A 17,744-nucleotide genomic window follows, 5' to 3' on the forward strand; every position below is an offset into this window, starting at 1 on the left:
GCGTTAGAACGTTTCGAGGTAGCGGTCGATCTCCCAGTCGGAGACATCGACGCGGTAGTCGTCGTACTCGGCCGTCTTGGCCTCGAGGAACTTCTCGGCGACGTGGTCGCCGAGCGCGTCCATCACGAGCTCGTCCTCTTCGAGCGCGTCGAGCGCCTCGCCGAGGTTCGACGGCAGCGTGGTGATGCCGTACTCCTCGCGTTTTGCCTCGTCGAACTCGTAGATGTTCTCGCGGACCGGGTCCGGGCAGTCGAGTTCGCGCTCGATGCCGTCGAGACCGGCGTGGATGAGCGCCGCGAAGGCGAGATACGGGTTACACGACGGGTCCGGGAAGCGCGCCTCGATACGGGAGGCGGCCGGCACGCGGGCGGCCGGCTTGCGGATGAGCGCGGAGCGGTTGCGGTCGGACCACGCGACGTACACCGGAGCCTCGTAGCCGGGGACGAGTCGCTTGTAGCTGTTGACGGTCGGGTTCGTCACGGCCGCGAGCGCCTCGGCGTGGTCGAGGATGCCGGCGGTGAACTGCTTTGCCGTCTCGCTCAGGTCGAACTCGTCGTCGCCGTCGTGGAAGGCGTTCTCCCCGTCCTCGGTGAACAGCGAGATGTGGGTGTGCATGCCCGAACCGTTGATGCGCGGAATCGGCTTCGGCATGAACGTGGCGTGGAGGTCGTGTTGTGCGGCAATCGCACGAACGACCGTCCGGAAGGTCCCGACGTTGTCGGCCGTCGTCAGGGCGTCGTCGTACTCGAAGTTGATTTCGTGTTGACCCTGTGCGACCTCGTGGTGGGAGGCCTCGATGTCGAAGCCCATCTCTTCGAGTCCGAAGATGATGTCACGGCGCACGTCCGAGGCGAGGTCCTTCGGCGCGAGGTCGAAGTAGCCGCCGGCGTCGTTCGTCTTCGTCGTCGCGCGCCCGTCCTCGTCCTCCTCGAAGAGGAAGAACTCCGGTTCTGGGGCGGCGTTGACCTCGAATCCCATCTCCGAGGCGCGGTCGAGTGCGTCTTTCAGAACGTAGCGCGGGTCTCCCTCGAACGGCTCGCCCGTCGACGTGTTGATGACGTCACAGATGAGACGCGCGGAGTGGCCGTCGCGCCACGGCAGGATGGCGAACGTGCTCGCGTCGGGCTTGAGCCGCATGTCCGACTCCTGAATACGGACGAACCCTTCGATGGAAGAGCCGTCGAAGTAGATGCCCTCGGTGAACGCCTTCTCCGCCTGGTCGGCGGGGACCGCGACGTTCTTGACCGTCCCGAGGATGTCCGTGAACTGGAGCCGCAGGAAGTCCACGTTCTTCTCGTCGATTTCGTCCAGTACGCGCTGTGCTTCCGCCGAAAGGCCGCCGTCCGGTGCAGTGTCCTCCGTCATGTTCGAGACAGGTGTACTGAACGTCCCCGGTATTAAAGCAGTATCTATCTTCGCAAAACATACCAAGCTCGCTCAGGAACTGGATATTCGTAAACTTATAATGGTGGGGAGGCGTTACCAGGTGTAATGACGTACGAAAACCTCGACCGACGGTTGGTGAACGCACTTCTCGAAGACGGCCGCGCCTCGCTTCGCTCGCTCGCCGAGGAACTCGACGTGAGCGTCACCACCGTCTCCAATCACATCTCCGAGCTCGAAGAGTCGGGCATCATCTCCGGGTACACGCCCGTCGTCGGCTACGACGAACTCGGCTACGACGTCACGGCGATTATCCAGCTCAAGTGTGAAGGCTCCGCGCTCCCCGACATCACCGAACGGCTCCGCGAACACAGCCAGATGATTTCGGTGTACGAGGTGACGGGCGACCACGACGTTATCGCCATCGGAAAGTTCACGGACACCGACCACATGAACTCTCAAATCAAGGAGCTGCTCATCGACCCAGACATCAAGGAGTCGAACACGAGCGTCGTTCTCAACTCCGTGCTCGAAAACGAACAGTTCGCCCTCGACATCAAAGAGTAAGCTCTCATGCCGTTGTCCGTCCTTCGAACTCCGGACAGCTACGGGTATACAAGCTACAGCAACTGCTCAAGTTGGTGGCGACGACGGCTCACGTCGAAGTGGAGCCGAACGTTCCCCTGACTCGACAGCCGGTCGAGCACGAGCAGCGGGTCGACCCCCTCGCTCTCGACAGCTTCGAGCAGCCCTTCGATGTCGTTGCGGTTGAGCGCGAGCGAATCCATCATCCCGAGTGCGAGTGCCATTGCTGCGCCGGCGTCGCCCTCCGGAAACTCGTCGGAGACGTGCGAGAAGTCCGGCTCGTCGCCGAACTCCGCCGGCTGGCTGGCGAGACACCGCGTGCAGGTCGCGACGTACTCGCTGTCCACGTACTCGCGGAGATTCAGCGGGACCTCGTACATCGTCGTCGGGCCGCCACAGTGGTTGCAGTCCATACCGCGGCCACGGCGGCGAGCAAAAAGGGTGTGACTATTCGGCCGGCTCAGACGTAGGTGAACCACTCGTCGTGGTCGTCCGTCTCGCGCTCGACGAGGTCGAAGAAGGCGGTCTGAAGCTCCTCGGTGACCGGGCCGCGGGTCCCCGAGCCGATGGTGACGTTGTCCACCTGCTTGATGGGGGTCACCTCGGCGGCGGAACCAGTAAAGAACAGCTCGTCGGCGGTGTGGAGCTCGCCACGCGAGATGGAGACGTTGTCGTGGACCTCGTAGCCGCGCTCCTCGGCCAGCGTGATGACGGTGTTGCGCGTGATACCGTCGAGGATGGACTCCGAGAGCCCCGGCGTGAAGATTTCGCCGTCGCGGACGAGGAAGATGTTCTCGCCCGGTCCCTCAGCGACGTTCCCCTCTTTGTTGAGGACGATGGCCTCGACGAAGCCGTTGCGCCGGGCCTCCTCGCCGGCCAGCATGCTGTTGACGTACAGCCCGGTCGTCTTGGCGTTGGTCGGAATCTGACTGGAGGCGTGCTTTCGCCACGAGGAGACCATCACGTCGATCCCGTTTTCGAGGGCTTCCTCGCCGAGATACGCGCCCCACTCCCACGCGGCGATGGCCACGTCGGTCGGGCAGTCCTTCGGCGAGACGCCGAGGCTGTCGTAGCCGTAGAAGGCAATCGGGCGGATGTACGCCGACTCGAGCTCGTTGCGGTCGAGCAGTTCCAGGGTCGCCTCGGTGAGTTCCTCGCGGTCGTACTCGATGTCCATGTCGTACGGCTTGGTGCTCTCGTACAGGCGGTCGAGGTGCTCCTCCCAGCGGAACAGCGCCGTCCCCTCCTGCGTATCGTACGCGCGGACGCCCTCGAAGACGCCCGACCCGTAGTGAAGCCCGTGTGAGAGGACGTGCGTCGTCGCGTCACGCCAATCGACGAACTCGCCGTTCTGCCAGATGACACCGTCGTCTTCCATCGCTTCGAACGCGGACATACGGATTCGTCGGTCGCTCGTACCTTAAATGTCGCAGAAACTGCCTACGCCAGCCGCGCGATGAGGTCGGCTCCCTCGACGTACGCGAAGCCGTTGCGGTCGGCGTACGCCCGGGCGTCGGCCGGCGAGAGCGCCTCGCCCGTCTCGTCGTCCAACATCTCACAGACGACGGCCGCGGGCGGCTGGTCGGCCGCGATGGCGAGCGCCACCGCGAGTTCGGTGTGGCCCTGGCGGTCGCCCAGCAGTTCCGGTGCGGCCCGGAGCAGGTGGACGTGACCGGGGGCGCGGAAGTCGGCCGCGAACTCCAGCGTGTCGGGTGCACGAGCCGACTCCCCGAGCCGCGAGATGGTGAGCGCGCGGTCGGCGTCGGTGATGCCCGTGAAGCTGTCGCGGTGGTTCACCGTCAGCGAGAACGACGAGCGCTCGTCGTACGCGAGTTCGTGGTCGGCCGCCGCAGGGTGGTCGAGCTGCTCTTGCATGAACGGGAGCGACCACGCCTCCGCAACCGCATCCGAGAGTGCGACGCAGATGAGCCCGCCCGCGTCGTTGCGGAGCCGCGCGACCGCGTCGGCGTCAACGGCGTGTGCCGGGTAGATGAGGTCAGTCTCTCCCTCGCGGTCGGCCGCGTCGTGGACTAAGATTGGCTCGCCGCGGCGGTAGGCCGCGATGGCAGCATCGACGGCCGCGTTACTCTGCTGTGACACGGACCGTCACCTCCTGGTCGTCCGTGAGGCCGAGTTCGTCCCGGAGCTTGACCGGGGCGATGATCTCCAGCTTGTCGGCGTCGTGGTGGGTGCGCTCGGGCGCGATGACGTGGGCCGTCTCGAAGCTTTCCTCGTCGGTCTCGACGGTCGCCGGCCAGCAGAACGCCGGCCCGTAGGTGCGGTCGTCACCTTCCCAGCCGTCGATACGCACCGGCTCGAAGCTGTCCATCCGGCTGCGTGCGGCGACGGACTCGTCGTCGAGTTCGACGTTGAGCGTGCCGAGGAACGGCTCGTAGCCCAGTTTCTCCTCGAACTGCTCCATGTAGCCCGGAAGAGAGATGTAGTGGCGACCCTCGCCCATCCCGCTGGTGACGTGGCCGTCGAAGGCGACCGAGAGGTCGCGCTCGAAGATGTGGCGGTACTGCTCGTACTCGCTGCGGAGCACGCGCTCGCCGTCGTCGGTGAGGGTGACGCGCTGGCCGTCACCGAGCATCTCGCGCTCGATGAGGCCGGCGGATTCGAGCCGCTGGAGCCGGCGGGAGGCGGTCTGGTTCGAGGCGTCGAGCCGTTCGGCGACGGCCGCACACGTCACCGTGGTCGGGCCGTCGATACTGCCCGCGAGCGCGAGTTCCTTGAGCGTCGTGAGTTCGTCCGGACCGACGGACGCGACCTGCTCTTGCATACCCGAAGGTGGGGCCTTCGCGTAGTTAACCATATCGTTACTGGCACGCATCGCAGAAGTGGAACGCTACGCCCAGAAGTCGCTGCCGCCCTTCAGCTTCGGCACCCACGTGTCCTCGTCGCGCGAGAGCAGGGTGACGCGGGAGTCGGGCACCTCGCGGAAGGTGTCGTGCTCGGGGAGGAACTCCCCGACGCGTTCGGTGAAGGCTTTCACCTCCTCGTGGCTCGGCATGTTCTCGTGGCCGAGCCGGCTCCGCGAGTGGCCGACGTACATGTACGCCTTCATCTCCAAGAAGTCGATGTCGGCTCGCTCGCACATCACAGCGTACCACTCCGGCGTGTGCATGTTGAAGCCGTCGACCAGGGTGGTCCGGATGACCGTCCGGGTGTCGTCCTTCTCTGCCAGCACGTCGAGCGTGTCGAGCAGTCGCTCCCAGGCGTCCTCTTCCATCGCGGCGACCGTCTCGTCGAAGGTGTGGCGGTCGGCGGCGTCGACGGAGACGTACAGCTGGGTCGGGTCACACGCGTCGAGCACCTCGGGCCGCGTGCCGTTGGAGACGAGGAAGGTCGTGATGTCGCGGTCGTGGAACGCCTCGATGAGCTCCGGCAGATACGGGTACAGCGTCGGCTCGCCGTCCAGCGAGATGGCGACGTGGCGCGGCTCCATCGCCTCGTCGAAGACGCGTCTCGGCACCTCGTCGTTGCCGCCGAAGCCGGACAGCAGTTTGCGCTGCAGCTCGATGGACGCGTCCACGACCGCCTCGGGGTCGTCCCACTCGACCTCGTCGAGTTCGTACGCGTGACCGGCGTGGTCGCGCCAGCAGAAGACGCACCGCTCGTTGCACTTCACCACGGGGGTCATCTGGATGCAGCGGTGCGATTGGATGCCGTAGAAGGTGTTCTTGTAACAGCGCCCCTCGCCGCGGAGCGCGTTGGCCGTCCACCCGCAGGTCTGTGCGGCGGTGTGGTTTTTGCTGTGGTACTCCGGGTCGTCCACCTGTTTCGGCCCGGTGTCGCTCATACCCGACGCTCGCGGGCCGCGGGCCTAAAGCCGTCGCTGTCCGGCCGAAAAAACGAGAATTAGGGGGTTAACTCTGGGTGACTTCCGGCGGCAGTCGGAAGACGGCCAGCCCGGAGGAGCCGACGGCGACGTCGGGGTAGACGTTCTCGCTGTCGGGAGCCGGTCGGCCGTAACGGGCTTCGAGCAGGTTGCTCTCTACCGGAGAGTCGAGCTGCGTCCACTGTGTCTCCGGCGTCTTCTCGAAGATGCGCCCGGAGTTGCCGACGACGAGCTTCTTGTCGCCCTCGCGGGTGACGCAGTTGAGCCGCTTCGTCCCGAGCTGGAGCGGCGTCCAGTTGTTACAGGAACACTCCAGCCGATACAGCTTCCCGCCGCCCGCGGAGACGTACGCGCGGTCGACGTCCTGGGTCTCGTAGCTGATCACGTCGGTCGTGGCGACCTGTGAGTCCGGGATGCCGATGTCGTCCCACGAGTCCGTCGCGTAGCTGTCGCCGGTGTTCTCCAGCGCGTTCGAGGAGGTGTCGACGACGTGGCCGTACCCCGGGCGGGATTCGCGCATGTCGATCGCCGCGGCGTTCGACCCCGACGCCGGCTTGACGAGGTTGACGCCGTCCTCCTCGAGGTCCGTAAGTAGGCACTTCTGCTGTTGGTCGAACGGCATCCGCATCACCTCACCCGAGCCGTTGGACGCGTAGATGACCTCCTCGTCCACGTCGCCGACGACGGAGATTCCCTCCCACGTCGAGGTCTTGCCCGACGGCGCGGAGTAGTTGTACTTCGTCTTCGTCTCCACGTCGAAGGCACCGAAGGCACCGGAGCCGCCGACGAAGTAGACGCGCTTGCCGTCGTCGGTTGTGCTGGCGGCCCGCAGCGGCGCACCACGCGTCTGTGGCCCGTTGCTGAACGCCAGTTCCCACTCGTGGGCGGTGACGTCGTAATCCTCCGGCGTCCCCTTCCCGTTCGTCGCGTAGGTGAGGAGATTCCCGGTCGCGCCGACCGCCACCGGACCGCGCGTGGTCATGGTGACGCTCCGGAGCGTCTTGCTCGTCGGGACCTGGTCGTCCGCGTACGTCTGCCAGCCCGCCGCCTGCTGGGAGGTCGTGGCGTTTACCGTGCCGAGTGCAGCTGCACCGCCGGCAACTGCGGTTGCTGCACCGGCTGTCTTCAGTACCGACCGTCGCGTGAACAGTGACTCAGTATCTGACATTGTCTGCACCCTCTATCCGTTGCGACACAGGATTAGCATATAAAACTATAACACCAATACTTGGAAATAAAGAAATTTCTAACGGACGAGAGCAAACAGACTGCCGAATCGTGGGGGATTATCGTTCGAGTATCGTTCCGGAGTTTCCGACGAGGATGTCCGTTTCGCCGACGGTTGCATCGAGGAGCGTGTTCCCGGTCGGGGTGTCGGTGACCGAGAAGCCGTCCGCGTCGCGGTCGAACGCGCGGCCGCTCTCGCCGGCCCCGAGCACGCGCGTGCCGTCGCGTGCGAGTCCGCGAATCGCCTTGCTCCCCGCCTGCAGCGGGGTCCACAGCGAGCAGTCGCAGTCGCGTCGCCACAGCCGTCCGGTGGCCGCGCCGACGAAGACCCGGTCGGGACCGCTGGCGACATCGTACGTCGACGCGGCCGAGTCCGCGATACCGACCCGCGTCCACGTCTCGCCGGCGTCCGTCGTCTGGTACACCCCGCTGTTCGAGGAGACGGCTCGGCCGCGTTCGGGACCGTGGAAGTCGACTGCCCGAATCGTGTACGAGCCGCCCGTGTCGCTCGTACTCCACGACATGCCACCCTCCTCCGTGTCCGCGCGCGCGCCGACGTACACCTCGCCCGACGACTTCGTGAGATACACCCGCTCGCCGCCGGCGGGACCAGTGACCGCGACGTCGGTGAACGTCGGGGAGACGTTCGGCGGCTTGTGCGAGGTGACGGAGCCGTCAGCACGGTCGTACGCACCGACGGCTCCGGACGACCCCGCGACCCACAGGAGTCGCTCGTCGTCGGTGGCGTCGACGCCGTAGAGCGTTTTCTGCCCGCCGGTCGGTCCGGTCGTGTCGTAGACGGACCACGAGCCGCCGCTGCGTTCGACGACGCGCCTGCTCGACCCGACCGCGTACGCGTTTGCACCCGCACGCGTGACGGCGTTGAGTGTCTTCCCGGTTCCAGAGTCGACGCGCTCCCAGTCGCCCGCGAGGACGTCACTCGCTCCCAGCGTGGCCACGCCAACCGCTGTCGTGCCTACGCTCGCGAGCACCGTTCGACGCGACGCCGGCGTATCCATCAGTCGCTCCAACACAAGAATCTATATAAAAAGGACGGGGTGAGTTTCCGGCCGTTGAGACGATACGTCTCGAGGAATTCGGTCTGTTAGGCGTAGTGGCCGGCTATTCCGACTGTCGCTGCTGAAAGGACAGATTGCTATTTCGGCGCGTGAGGGTGTTATTCGACAGCCTACGTACCTTAGCTTTCCGTGTCGCTCACCTTCGTTCGCTCTCGCGTCGTGCAAGATTGACTCACGCCGTTCGCCAATCATCTCCGCAAGCCCCTTTATCACCCACAGGAAACGAGAGCCATGTTCATCGCCTTCCGCGAGGAGGTTGCTGCCGTCCTCGCCGACGCACTCGACGACCGCGGCTATCCGAGCGACGACCTCGGACTCGAGGAGCCGCCCGAGGAGTTCGACGCCGTCCTCGCCTCCTCGGTCGCCTTCCGACTCGCCAGCGAAGCCGGCGCGCCACCGCCGGAGGTCGCCGGCGAACTCGCCGACGCGGTCGACCTCTCGGAGACCACCTACGTCGACTCGGTCGCGACCCAGGGGCCGTACGTCAACTTCACGCCGGGCGAGGCGTACTTCGCCGACGCGCTCGCCGTCCGCGAGGAGAGCGGCCGCCTCGACTCGACGGGCGACTCCGTCGTCGTCGAACACACCAGCGCGAACCCGACCGGCCCGGTCCACGTCGGCCGGGCGCGCAACCCCATCGTCGGGGACGCCGTCGCGAATCTGCTCGAATACGCCGGCAACGACGTGGACCGCCACTACTACGTCAACGACGCCGGCCGCCAGATGGCTGTCTTCACGTGGGCGTACGAGACGTTCGACGAGTCGGAGCTTCCCGAGCCGGAGCGCGACCGCATCGAGTACGACATGGTGCGCTACTACCGCAAGGGCAACGAGTTCCTCGACTCCGCCGACGAAGCCGCCGTCGAGGCCGCCGAGGCCGAAATCGAGTCGATTCTCCAGGGGTTAGAGGCGGGCGACGACGACACCTACGAGCGCGTTGGCGAGGTGGTCGATGCGGTGCTCGGCGGGATGAAGGAGTGTCTCGCGCGCCTGCCGGCGACGTTCGACGAGTTCGTCAAGGAGACCCGGTTCATGAAGAACGGCGACACCGACGACGTGGTCGCCCGCCTGAAGGAGCTGGACGAGGCCGTCTACGAGGAGGACGCGTGGCAACTCGACTTGGACGGCTTCGAGAAGAACCTCGTCTTTCTGCGGTCTGACGGCACCTCGCTGTACACGACCCGCGATTTGGCCCACCACGAGTGGAAGTTCGACAACTACGATCGCGCGGTCACGGTGTTGGGCGAAGACCACAAGCTCCAGGCCGGCCAGCTGAAGGAGACGCTCGGGCTGCTCGGCAACGACACCGACCAACTGGAGTCGGTCATCTACTCGTACGTGAACCTCCCGGAGGGGAAGATGTCGACGCGTGCGGGCACGGGCATCGACCTCGACGACCTGCTCGATGAGGCAATCGTTCGCGCCCGCGACGAGGTGGAATCCCGACTCGACACGCGCGACCGCGACGACGACCTCGACGAGACGGACATCGAGCGCATCGCCCGCCAGGTCGGTATCGGCGCGGTTCGGTACGACATCGTGAGCAAGCAGCCGACGAAGGCCATCACCTTCGAGTGGGAGCGCGCCCTCGACTTCGAGGCCCAGTCCGCGCCGTACGTCCAGTACGTCCACGCGCGGTGTTGTGGCATCCTCGATGACGCCGGCGAGGTGCCCGACGGCGACGTGGCGGCGCTCACCGAACCGGAAGCCCGCGAGCTGCTGCGTGAAATCGCGCGGTTCGAAGGCGTCATCGACGGGGCCGCGGCGGACCTCCAGCCCCACCGGATTGCGACCTACACGCGCGACCTCGCGGAGGCGTTCAACGCCTTCTACCGCGAGTGTCCAGTACTGTCGGCCGAGGAGGACGTGCGCGACGCCCGCGTCGCGCTCGTGGCCGCGGCTCGCCACACGATGGCGAATGCACTCGACGTTATCGGCGTTGAAGCGCCGGTGTCGATGTAATCAGAGGGGGAGAACGAAGCCGCCGGAGTTGATGAGCGTCCCGCCGGCGAACTGGACGGCGGCCGCGCCGAGACCGAGCGCGAGCAGCAGGAAGATCACAATCCACGACAGCGGGATGCTCGTATCGACGTTGTCTGGGTCGGGCATACCTCCCGTGGGGGGACGCGAGGCTTAAATCCTCACGACTCGGCGCAAGCGGTCAACAGGTACTTACGACGCATTACCGTAGCGCGTGTAATGAGCCAGCAGGAACAGGAGAAGTCGGACAAACAGAAGTACGACTTCCGAAAGGTCATCGAGGAGCTACAGGAGTACGAAGGCTCCGGCACGCAGTTGGTGAGCATCTACATCCCCGAAGACCGGCTCATCTCCGACGTGGCCGCACACATCACCCAGGAACACTCCGAAGCGTCCAACATCAAGTCCAAACAGACCCGAACTGCCGTACAGGACGCCCTCACGTCGCTGAAGGACCGCCTCAAGTACTACGACGTGCGCCCGCCCGAAAACGGGATGGTCATGTTCTCCGGGGCGATCAACAGCGGCGGCGGCCAGACGGACATGATTACCCGCGTCCTCGAATCGCCGCCGGACCCGGTCGAGTCGTTCCGCTACCACTGCGACTCGGCGTTCCTCACCGAGCCGCTCGAACACATGCTCGCGGACAAGGGGCTGTTCGGACTCATCGTCTTGGACCGACGCGAGGCGAACGTCGGCTGGCTGAAAGGGAAACGCGTCGAGCCGGTGAAGTCGGCGTCGTCGCTCGTCCCCGGCAAGCAGCGGAAGGGTGGCCAGTCCGCCCAGCGATTCGCCCGCCTCCGACTGGAAGCCATCGACAACTTCTATCAGGAGGTCGCGGAGATGGCAAACGACCTGTTCGTCGCCAAGCGCCACGAAATCGACGGCATCATCGTCGGCGGTCCCTCGCCGACGAAAGACGAGTTCCTCGACGGCGACTACCTCCACCACGAGCTCCAGGACAGCGTCCTCGGGAAGTTCGACGTGTCATACACCGACGAGTCCGGACTGTACGACCTCGTCGACGCCGCAGAGGACGTGCTGGCCGAGACGGAGGTGATGAAGGACAAAGAGCAGATGAACGAGTTCTTCAAGGAGCTACACGACGGGGAGAAGGCCACCTACGGCTTCGAGCAGACCCGTCGCAACCTCATCATGGGCTCGGTCGACCGCCTGCTCATCTCCGAGGACCTCCGCGACGACGTGGTCACCTACGAGTGTTCCAACGGCCACGAGGAGCGGGAAGTCATCGACCGCCGGAAGAACACCCCCGACCACGAGTGTAGCGAGTGTGGCGAGACCGTCAAGGGCGACGACGAAAATCGCGAGGACGTCATCGAACACCTCATCGACATCGCCGAACAGCGCGGCACGGAGACGAAGTTCATCTCGACGGACTTCGAGAAGGGCGAGCAACTGCTGACGGCGTTCGGTGGGATTGCCGGTATCTTACGCTACTCGACTGGCGTCTAAGCCGGCGCGCTTCGACACCCGTTTACCGCCCCCGCCACTCGTGTCGGTATGACACTTGCCGTCACCTTCCTCGGGACGAGTGGGGCCGTTCCGACGGGCCAGCGGAACACGAGTTCGGTGTTTCTTCGCCGCGAGGGAGACTGCTTCCTGTTCGACTGTGGCGAGGGGACACAGCGACAGATGATGCGCTTCGGCACCGGCTTCGGCATCGACCACATCTTCCTCAGCCACACGCACGGCGACCACGTGCTCGGACTGCCGGGCCTGCTCCAGACGTGGGACTTCAACGAGCGCGACCGAGCCATCGCCATCCACACGCCGAACGGCACCCGACAGTTGGTCCGAAACCTCACGAGCGCGACCGGCGCGCGCCCCTCCTACCCCGTCCGCATCCACGAGGTCGGTCCCGGCGACACCGTCCTCGACGCCGAGGAATACGAGGTGCGCGCCTTCGAGACGGACCACCGCGCGAAGTCCGTCGGCTACGCGCTCATCGAGGACGACCGCAAGGGGCGGTTCGACCGCGAGCGCGCCGAGGAACTGGGCGTCCCCGTCGGCCCGAAGTTCTCGACGCTCCACGCCGGCGACCCCGTCGAACTCGACGACGGTACGGTCGTCCACCCGGACGAAGTGGTCGGCGAGCCGCGCCCCGGCCGGACGGTCGCGTACACCGGCGACACCCGACCAATCGGCGCGACCGTCGAGGCGGCCGCCGACGCCGACCTGCTCATCCACGACGCGACCTTCCTCGACGACCGGCGCGAGCGCGCCGGCGAGACGGGCCACTCGACGGCCGTCCAGGCCGCCGAAATCGCGAACCGCGCGAACGCGAAGCGGCTCGCCCTGACACACGTCTCCTCGCGGTACGCCGGCCACGAGTACGACATCGAGGACGAAGGGAAGGCCTACTTCGACGGCGAGGCGTTCCTCCCCGACGACGGCGACGACATCGAGATTCCGTACCCCGACGAGTAACCACCCCGACCGCGCCACGCCTTTCTTTCCGCCCGGCGTTGCCCGGGTATGGACCGCCACGACGCAGTCGAGCGCTACTACCACACCATCGACGCCGACGAGTATGAGCAACTGCGCGCGCTGCTCGCCGACGATTTCGTCCACGACCGCGGGGATATGCGACTCGACGGAGCCGACGCCTTCGTCGCGTTCATGCGCGGCGAGCGTCCCGACCCCGAGACGAGCCACGAACTCACCGCCATCTACGAGAGCGACGCCGGCATCGCTGCTGAAGGGACGCTCAGACGCGCGTCCGGCGAGGCGATGTTCTCCTTCGTGGACACCTTCCGCTTCGAAAACGAGAAGCTGTACGCGCTGACGACCTACACGCACCCGGCGTGAGCTACTCCTTTTCGCCCGCGCCGACCGCCGACTCGCCCACCGGCTCCGACCCCTCGATGGTGTCGGTCCCCATGTACGGCTGGAGCACCTCGGGCACCGCGACGGTGCCGTCGGCGTTCTGGTAATACTCTAAGATTGCGACGACGACTCGCGGGACGGCGACCCCCGACCCGTTCAGCGTGTGGAGATACTCCGCCGACTCGTGGCGCTCCGGCCGGTACTGGATGCCCGCCCGCCGCGCCTGGAAGTCGTGGAAGTTCGACACCGACGACACTTCGAGCCACCGCCCGCCTTCCTCGGGACCGTCCTCGTCGTCGTTGCCCGGTGCCCACACCTCGATGTCGTACTTCTTCGCCTGCGTGAACCCCATGTCGCCGGTACACATCTCTAACACGCGGTACGGGAGTTCCAGCGCATCGAGCACCGAACACGCCTCCGCGACGAGTCCCTCGAACCGGGCCGCGCTCTCTTCCGGGCGGACGAAGTTGACGAGTTCGACCTTGTTGAACTGGTGTGACCGGACCATCCCGCGGGTCTCGGTGCCGTGTTCGCCGGCCTCGCGCCGGAAGTTCGGCGAGTACGCCTGCTTTTTCAGCGGGAGGTCGTCGTCCAGCAGAATCTCGCCGCGGTACATGTTCGTGACGGGCACCTCCGCGGTCGGGAGCAGCCAGAGGTCGTCGTCGTCGTACGGTTCGTCGTTGTCGCCGCTCAGCCGGTAGGCGTCCTCCACGAACTTCGGGAACTGGCCGGTCCCCTGCATCGAGGCCGAGTTGACCGGAATCGGCGGGAACACGTCCTCGTACGACTGCTCGCGGTGCGTTTCGAGGAAGAACTGGATGAGTGCGTGCTCCAGCATCGCGCCCTCGCCTTTCGTGAAGTAGAAGCCGCCGCCCGACACCTTCGCGCCGCGCTCGAAGTCGAGGATATCCAACTCCTCGCCGATGTCGTAGTGTGGGACGACCTCATCGGGAAGGGTACGCAGGTCCTCGAACCCTTCACGCCGGAGTTCGACGTTATCCGATTCGTCGTCGCCGACGGGGGCCTCCTCGACAGGGATGTTCGGGAGCGTGAGCAGCGCGTGTTCCAACTCCGCTTCGAGTTCGTCGGCGCGCTCCTCGACGGCCTCGATTTCGGCTTTCAGCTCGCCTGACCGGTCGATTGCATCCTGTGCTTCCTCCTCTTTGCCCTCCTGTTTGAGCTGGCCGATACGCGATGAGATATCGTTGCGCTCCTTCCGGAGGTCATCCCCCTTCGATTTGAGTTCGCGCCACTCCTCGTCGATTTCGAGCACGTGGTCGAGGTCCACGTCGACGCCTTTCGTGTCGAGGGCCCGCCGCACCTCGTCGGGATTCTCGCGGACAAACTGCCGTGATAACATACTCGGAGTTCACGACTCGCCGGCAAAGGAATGTCGGTGGCGTGTGACACCGCCACTTTACTATCACGGCGACGGAGACGGACTATGATCACTGTCGACGTACACGAGGTCACACAGGAGTCGGTTTCGGACATCTACTACTTCGACACCGGGATGTACGACACCCCCGAGTACGGAGCCGTCTACATCATCGACGCGCCCGACCCCACCATCGTCGATACGGGGATGGGACCGGACGTAGAGAAGACGCTCGCCGCCCTCACCGAGGTGGGTATCGACCACGACGACGTGGCGAACATCATCCCTACGCACGTCCATCTCGACCACGCAGGCGGGGCCGGCTATCTCGCCGACGCCTGTGAGAACGCGACCGTCCACTGTCCGGCCGTCGGCGCGCGCCACCTCGCCAATCCCGAGCGGCTCTGGGAGGGGACCCGCCGCGCCGTCGGCGACCAGTTCAAGCATTACCGCGAGCCGAAGCCGATTCCAGAGTCGCGCATCGAGGAACTCCACGACGGGGATGAAATCGATATCGGCGACAGAACGCTCCACGTCCACGACGCACCGGGTCACGCCCCACACCAGTGTCTCTTCCACAGTCCGGCCGACGACGCTGTCTTCACCGCTGATGCCGCCGGCCTGTACGTGCGTCGGACGGGGGAGATTCGCCCCACATCGCCGCCGTCGAACTTCGATTTCGAGCAGTGTCTCGACGATATCGACACGATTCGCGATATCGACCCCGCCGTCCTGCTGTATCCGCACTTCGGCCCGGCCGAGACGGGCGACAATCTCGACACCTACGAGCGTGTCCTCACGGAGTGGGTTGAACGGGTCGAACAGGCCCGCGCCGAATACGATGACGACGCGGCGGTCGTGGAGGCGGTCGCCGCACGCGTCGAAGGGACGGAGCCGTGGCCCGACGAGAAGGTGTACAACGAGGCGGCGATGAACGTCCGCGGCGTCTTGGGGTATCTCGACGCCCGTGAGGAGTAACACCACCATGTCGGGGATTAATACGTAGCCCGCCGAACTGAGAGATGATGAAGGGTCTCTGATGGCTGGCGGTTCGAGTGTACTTATCGCGACCGTCGCGGCCATTATCGGGTTGGGGGTTGGCGCACAGATACTCGCAGACCGATTCCAACTGCCGAGTATCATCTTCCTTATCGCCGCCGGTCTCGCGTTGGGACCCGGTTCCGGACTCGTACTTGAGTCCGCGCTCGTGACGCGTGACTCCTTCGGGAGCGCGCTCCCGGCGATTGTCGGGCTCTCGGTTGCGATTATCGTCTTCGAGGGGGCCTTCCATCTCCACCTTGACGACCTCCGAGAGGCACCGGCCGAGAACGTCCGACTCGTCACCGTCGGCGCGCTCATCGCGCTGCTGGCGACGACCGCCGTGACGAAGTTCACCTTCGACGTGGCGTGGGATATCTCCTTCCTCATCGGAGCCTTGCTCGTCGCCACGGGACCGACGGTTATCGCACCCATCGTTCAGGTGGTGCCCGTCCGAGACCGGGTTGAGGCGGCACTCGAAACGGAGGGGATTGTCAACGACGTGACCGCGGCCATCGCCGCTGTCGCCGTCTTCAAACTCATCATGAACCCCAACGAGGGTGATTTCCTCACGCTGTTCGTCGAACGGCTCGGTATCGGCGTGGTCGTCGGTATCACGGTCGCGGCGGTGACGTGGTATCTGCTCCGCTACATCGACCTCTCGCCGGGGAACGCACCGCAGAACTCCCGGCTCCTCGTGCTTGCGGGCGCGCTCGTCGCGTACGCGGTGGCGAACTACCTCGCCGCCGAGGCGGGCGTCGCCGCGGTCGCGACCGCCGGGGTCGTCCTCGGCAACATGGACCTTCCCTACGAGGAGAACATCTCGGAGTTCAAAGGCGACGTGACGCTCGTTGTCTTATCGTTCGTCTTCATCGCGCTCGCGGCGCTGCTTGATTTCGGCCAACTCATCAGTCTCGGCTACCGGGGTGTCATCGTCGTTGTCGCCGTTGCCCTCGTCATCCGGCCGGTGCTCGTGTTCGTCTCCACCATCGGTGACCGGTTCACCACCGAGGAGAAGGTGTTCATGAGTCTGGTCGGGCCCCGCGGCATCATTCCGGCGTCGGTCGCGACGCTGTTTGCCGTCGAGATGCAGGCACGGGCGACGGAACTCCGGGAGGCGGGCATGATTGCACAGGCGGACCAACTGGCACAGGGCGCGACGCTGTTGGTCAGTGTCGTCTTCCTCGTCATCCTCGCGACGGTCGTATTCGAGGGCGGCCTCGCGCGGTATCTCGCGAACTACCTCGGGGTAATTCCAATGCGTGTACTTGTTATCGGAGGCGGACGGGTGGGTCGGACGCTCGCCGGTCGCCTCGAAGAGAGAGGAGAGAACGTCGTCATCATCGAGAACGACGAAACACAGATCGAAATTGCTCGCAACGAGGGGCACACCGTCCACATCGGTGACGGGACCGACACGGAGGTGCTCAAGAGCGCCGGCGCGGACAACGCACGAATCGTCGCCGCTGCCACCGGCGACGACGACGCGAACCTGCTTGTCGCACAGCTCGCTTCCTCGGAGTTCGGCGTGGAGACGGTCATCGCTCGCGCAAACAACCCAGACAACGTCGGTGCCTTCGAGGATTTGGGTGTCCGGACCATCTCCTCGACGCTCGCTACCGCACAGGCGCTCGACAACGCCATCGAACGGCCGGCGCTGGCCGACTGGATGGGCGAAATCGGTCGCTCCGGCGACGTACAGGAGGTGGAGGTGACGAACGAGGACCTCATCGGGCGGCCGCTGCGTGAGGTCGGCCCGGAACTGCCGTCCGGAACGCTCATCACGCTGGTCGCGCGCGACGGCGAGACGCAGGTGCCGAGCGCCGACTTCGTGCTCGAAGCGGGCGACCGCATCACCCTCATCGGGCAGAAAGAAGACGTTCGCGAGGCGATGGAGTACTGTAGCCCCTAGCTGTCGTACGGAATCTCCTCGCCGTCTCGCCACGCGTTCCCGCCTTCGCCGCCACCGGTTTTGTAGACCCCGCGAGCCTCGGCCAATTGTCGCCCCTCGCCGTCGGTGACGGTCACGTCCGCGACGGCGACGCTGCTGCCGAACCGGACGAGGTCCGCGGTCGCCTCCAGCCGGTCCCCGTCGCCGGGCGCGAGATAGTCGATGCGCATGTCGATGGTCGGGGTCGGCTTGCCGGCCCGAGAGATGACCGCGGCCCCGCCGACCGTATCCGCCAGCGTGTACGCCACGCCGCCGTGGGCGACGCCGTTGTCTGGCGAGGAGGTGTGTTCATCGCCCAATTCGATGTGGCCGGCCGCGTGGCCGTCCTCGGCGGCCGTCATCTCGATACCGACGTGTTGTGCGAAGGGCATCTGTTCGAACAGCGTCGCAACGTCCATACCCGGCGAACGGTCTACCGTGTGAGAAAGATTACGC

Annotated in this window: 18 protein-coding genes; 7 read left to right on the forward strand and 11 right to left on the reverse strand. The window is 65.4% G+C overall.

What is annotated here, in order from left to right:
• Positions 1–3: 3 nt before the first annotated feature.
• A complete protein-coding gene (gene glnA, locus DM818_RS08010) occupies positions 4–1,365 on the reverse strand; it encodes a type I glutamate--ammonia ligase (RefSeq protein ID WP_075937255.1) in 1,362 nt (453 codons plus the stop codon).
• 126 nt (positions 1,366–1,491) lie between these two features.
• Here glnA and lrp point away from each other — a divergent pair, with 126 nt between their 5' ends.
• Complete coding sequence (gene lrp / locus DM818_RS08015; protein ID WP_075937254.1) at positions 1,492–1,950, forward strand: HTH-type transcriptional regulator Lrp; 459 nt, start codon at positions 1,492–1,494, stop codon at positions 1,948–1,950.
• A 53-nt stretch (positions 1,951–2,003) separates the two neighbouring features.
• Here lrp and DM818_RS08020 read toward each other — a convergent pair whose 3' ends face one another.
• The 7 genes from DM818_RS08020 to DM818_RS08050 form a co-directional block, all read right to left on the reverse strand.
• Positions 2,004–2,381 carry a DUF6276 family protein gene (locus tag DM818_RS08020; protein WP_075937253.1) on the reverse strand — a complete coding sequence of 126 codons (378 nt, stop codon included), beginning with the start codon at positions 2,379–2,381 and terminating at the stop codon, positions 2,004–2,006.
• 47 nt (positions 2,382–2,428) lie between these two features.
• Positions 2,429–3,364: a branched-chain amino acid transaminase gene (locus tag DM818_RS08025; protein ID WP_075937252.1), complete on the reverse strand. Its 936-nt coding sequence runs from the start codon at positions 3,362–3,364 to the stop codon at positions 2,429–2,431.
• A 44-nt stretch (positions 3,365–3,408) separates the two neighbouring features.
• Positions 3,409–4,068, reverse strand: coding sequence for a 3,4-dihydroxy-2-butanone-4-phosphate synthase (ribB, locus tag DM818_RS08030; protein WP_153952519.1), 660 nt, complete (start codon positions 4,066–4,068; stop codon positions 3,409–3,411).
• Positions 4,052–4,750, reverse strand: a complete 699-nt coding sequence (locus DM818_RS08035) for a DUF120 domain-containing protein (RefSeq protein WP_153952520.1) — start codon at positions 4,748–4,750, stop codon at positions 4,052–4,054. Before DM818_RS08035 ends, ribB begins: the two co-directional genes overlap by 17 nt.
• Positions 4,751–4,816: 66 nt before the next feature.
• On the reverse strand, positions 4,817–5,770 hold the full coding sequence (gene twy1, locus DM818_RS08040) for a 4-demethylwyosine synthase TYW1 (protein WP_153952521.1): 954 nt from the start codon (positions 5,768–5,770) through the stop codon (positions 4,817–4,819).
• Between the two features lie 67 nt (positions 5,771–5,837).
• Positions 5,838–6,977, reverse strand: a complete 1,140-nt coding sequence (locus DM818_RS08045; protein WP_153952522.1) for a hypothetical protein — start codon at positions 6,975–6,977, stop codon at positions 5,838–5,840.
• A 118-nt stretch (positions 6,978–7,095) separates the two neighbouring features.
• Positions 7,096–7,995, reverse strand: coding sequence for a WD40/YVTN/BNR-like repeat-containing protein (locus tag DM818_RS08050; RefSeq protein WP_172977299.1), 900 nt, complete (start codon positions 7,993–7,995; stop codon positions 7,096–7,098).
• Positions 7,996–8,346: 351 nt separating this feature from the next.
• Between DM818_RS08050 and argS the strand changes: the two genes are divergently transcribed.
• A complete protein-coding gene (gene argS / locus DM818_RS08055; protein ID WP_153952524.1) occupies positions 8,347–10,077 on the forward strand; it encodes an arginine--tRNA ligase in 1,731 nt (576 codons plus the stop codon).
• Here argS and DM818_RS14950 read toward each other — a convergent pair whose 3' ends face one another.
• On the reverse strand, positions 10,078–10,224 hold the full coding sequence (locus DM818_RS14950; protein ID WP_172977300.1) for a hypothetical protein: 147 nt from the start codon (positions 10,222–10,224) through the stop codon (positions 10,078–10,080).
• 90 nt (positions 10,225–10,314) lie between these two features.
• Here DM818_RS14950 and prf1 point away from each other — a divergent pair, with 90 nt between their 5' ends.
• Genes prf1 through DM818_RS08070 form a run of 3 tightly spaced genes read left to right on the forward strand, consistent with a single transcriptional unit; the run spans position 10,315 to position 12,924 of the window.
• Positions 10,315–11,568, forward strand: a complete 1,254-nt coding sequence (prf1, locus tag DM818_RS08060) for a peptide chain release factor aRF-1 (protein ID WP_075937245.1) — start codon at positions 10,315–10,317, stop codon at positions 11,566–11,568.
• A 48-nt stretch (positions 11,569–11,616) separates the two neighbouring features.
• Complete coding sequence (gene rnz, locus DM818_RS08065) at positions 11,617–12,543, forward strand: ribonuclease Z (RefSeq protein WP_075937244.1); 927 nt, start codon at positions 11,617–11,619, stop codon at positions 12,541–12,543.
• Positions 12,544–12,591: 48 nt separating this feature from the next.
• Positions 12,592–12,924, forward strand: coding sequence for a nuclear transport factor 2 family protein (locus DM818_RS08070; RefSeq protein ID WP_075937243.1), 333 nt, complete (start codon positions 12,592–12,594; stop codon positions 12,922–12,924).
• Position 12,925: 1 nt separating this feature from the next.
• Here DM818_RS08070 and serS read toward each other — a convergent pair whose 3' ends face one another.
• Positions 12,926–14,302, reverse strand: coding sequence for a serine--tRNA ligase (gene serS, locus DM818_RS08075; protein WP_075937242.1), 1,377 nt, complete (start codon positions 14,300–14,302; stop codon positions 12,926–12,928).
• Between the two features lie 84 nt (positions 14,303–14,386).
• Between serS and DM818_RS08080 the strand changes: the two genes are divergently transcribed.
• Entirely contained in the window at positions 14,387–15,298 is a 912-nt protein-coding gene (locus DM818_RS08080) for an MBL fold metallo-hydrolase (protein ID WP_075937241.1), read from the forward strand.
• Between the two features lie 58 nt (positions 15,299–15,356).
• Positions 15,357–17,270 (forward strand): cation:proton antiporter domain-containing protein, encoded by a 1,914-nt coding sequence (locus tag DM818_RS08085; RefSeq protein WP_172977334.1) that lies wholly within the window; start codon positions 15,357–15,359, stop codon positions 17,268–17,270.
• On the opposite strand, the gene DM818_RS08090 is transcribed toward DM818_RS08085, so the two are convergent.
• Positions 17,267–17,707, reverse strand: a complete 441-nt coding sequence (locus tag DM818_RS08090) for a PaaI family thioesterase (RefSeq protein WP_075937239.1) — start codon at positions 17,705–17,707, stop codon at positions 17,267–17,269. The two genes, DM818_RS08085 and DM818_RS08090, sit on opposite strands and share 4 nt — an antisense overlap.
• Between the last annotated feature and the right edge of the window lie 37 nt (positions 17,708–17,744).

The organism is Halosegnis longus (genome assembly GCF_009663395.1).
Classification (GTDB): Archaea; Halobacteriota; Halobacteria; order Halobacteriales; family Haloarculaceae; genus Halosegnis; species Halosegnis longus.

Bases quoted from the DNA above. Each gene is read 5' to 3' on its own strand.
- glnA (WP_075937255.1), bottom strand. From the start codon at position 1,365: ATGACGGAGGACACTGCACCGGACGGCGGCCTTTCGGCGGAAGCACAG.
- lrp (WP_075937254.1), top strand. From the start codon at position 1,492: ATGACGTACGAAAACCTCGACCGACGGTTGGTGAACGCACTTCTCGAA.
- DM818_RS08020 (WP_075937253.1), bottom strand. From the start codon at position 2,381: ATGGACTGCAACCACTGTGGCGGCCCGACGACGATGTACGAGGTCCCG.
- DM818_RS08025 (WP_075937252.1), bottom strand. From the start codon at position 3,364: ATGTCCGCGTTCGAAGCGATGGAAGACGACGGTGTCATCTGGCAGAAC.
- DM818_RS08035 (WP_153952520.1), bottom strand. From the start codon at position 4,750: ATGCAAGAGCAGGTCGCGTCCGTCGGTCCGGACGAACTCACGACGCTC.
- twy1 (WP_153952521.1), bottom strand. From the start codon at position 5,770: ATGAGCGACACCGGGCCGAAACAGGTGGACGACCCGGAGTACCACAGC.
- DM818_RS08045 (WP_153952522.1), bottom strand. From the start codon at position 6,977: ATGTCAGATACTGAGTCACTGTTCACGCGACGGTCGGTACTGAAGACA.
- argS (WP_153952524.1), top strand. From the start codon at position 8,347: ATGTTCATCGCCTTCCGCGAGGAGGTTGCTGCCGTCCTCGCCGACGCA.
- DM818_RS14950 (WP_172977300.1), bottom strand. From the start codon at position 10,224: ATGCCCGACCCAGACAACGTCGATACGAGCATCCCGCTGTCGTGGATT.
- prf1 (WP_075937245.1), top strand. From the start codon at position 10,315: ATGAGCCAGCAGGAACAGGAGAAGTCGGACAAACAGAAGTACGACTTC.
- rnz (WP_075937244.1), top strand. From the start codon at position 11,617: ATGACACTTGCCGTCACCTTCCTCGGGACGAGTGGGGCCGTTCCGACG.
- DM818_RS08070 (WP_075937243.1), top strand. From the start codon at position 12,592: ATGGACCGCCACGACGCAGTCGAGCGCTACTACCACACCATCGACGCC.
- serS (WP_075937242.1), bottom strand. From the start codon at position 14,302: ATGTTATCACGGCAGTTTGTCCGCGAGAATCCCGACGAGGTGCGGCGG.
- DM818_RS08080 (WP_075937241.1), top strand. From the start codon at position 14,387: ATGATCACTGTCGACGTACACGAGGTCACACAGGAGTCGGTTTCGGAC.
- DM818_RS08090 (WP_075937239.1), bottom strand. From the start codon at position 17,707: ATGGACGTTGCGACGCTGTTCGAACAGATGCCCTTCGCACAACACGTC.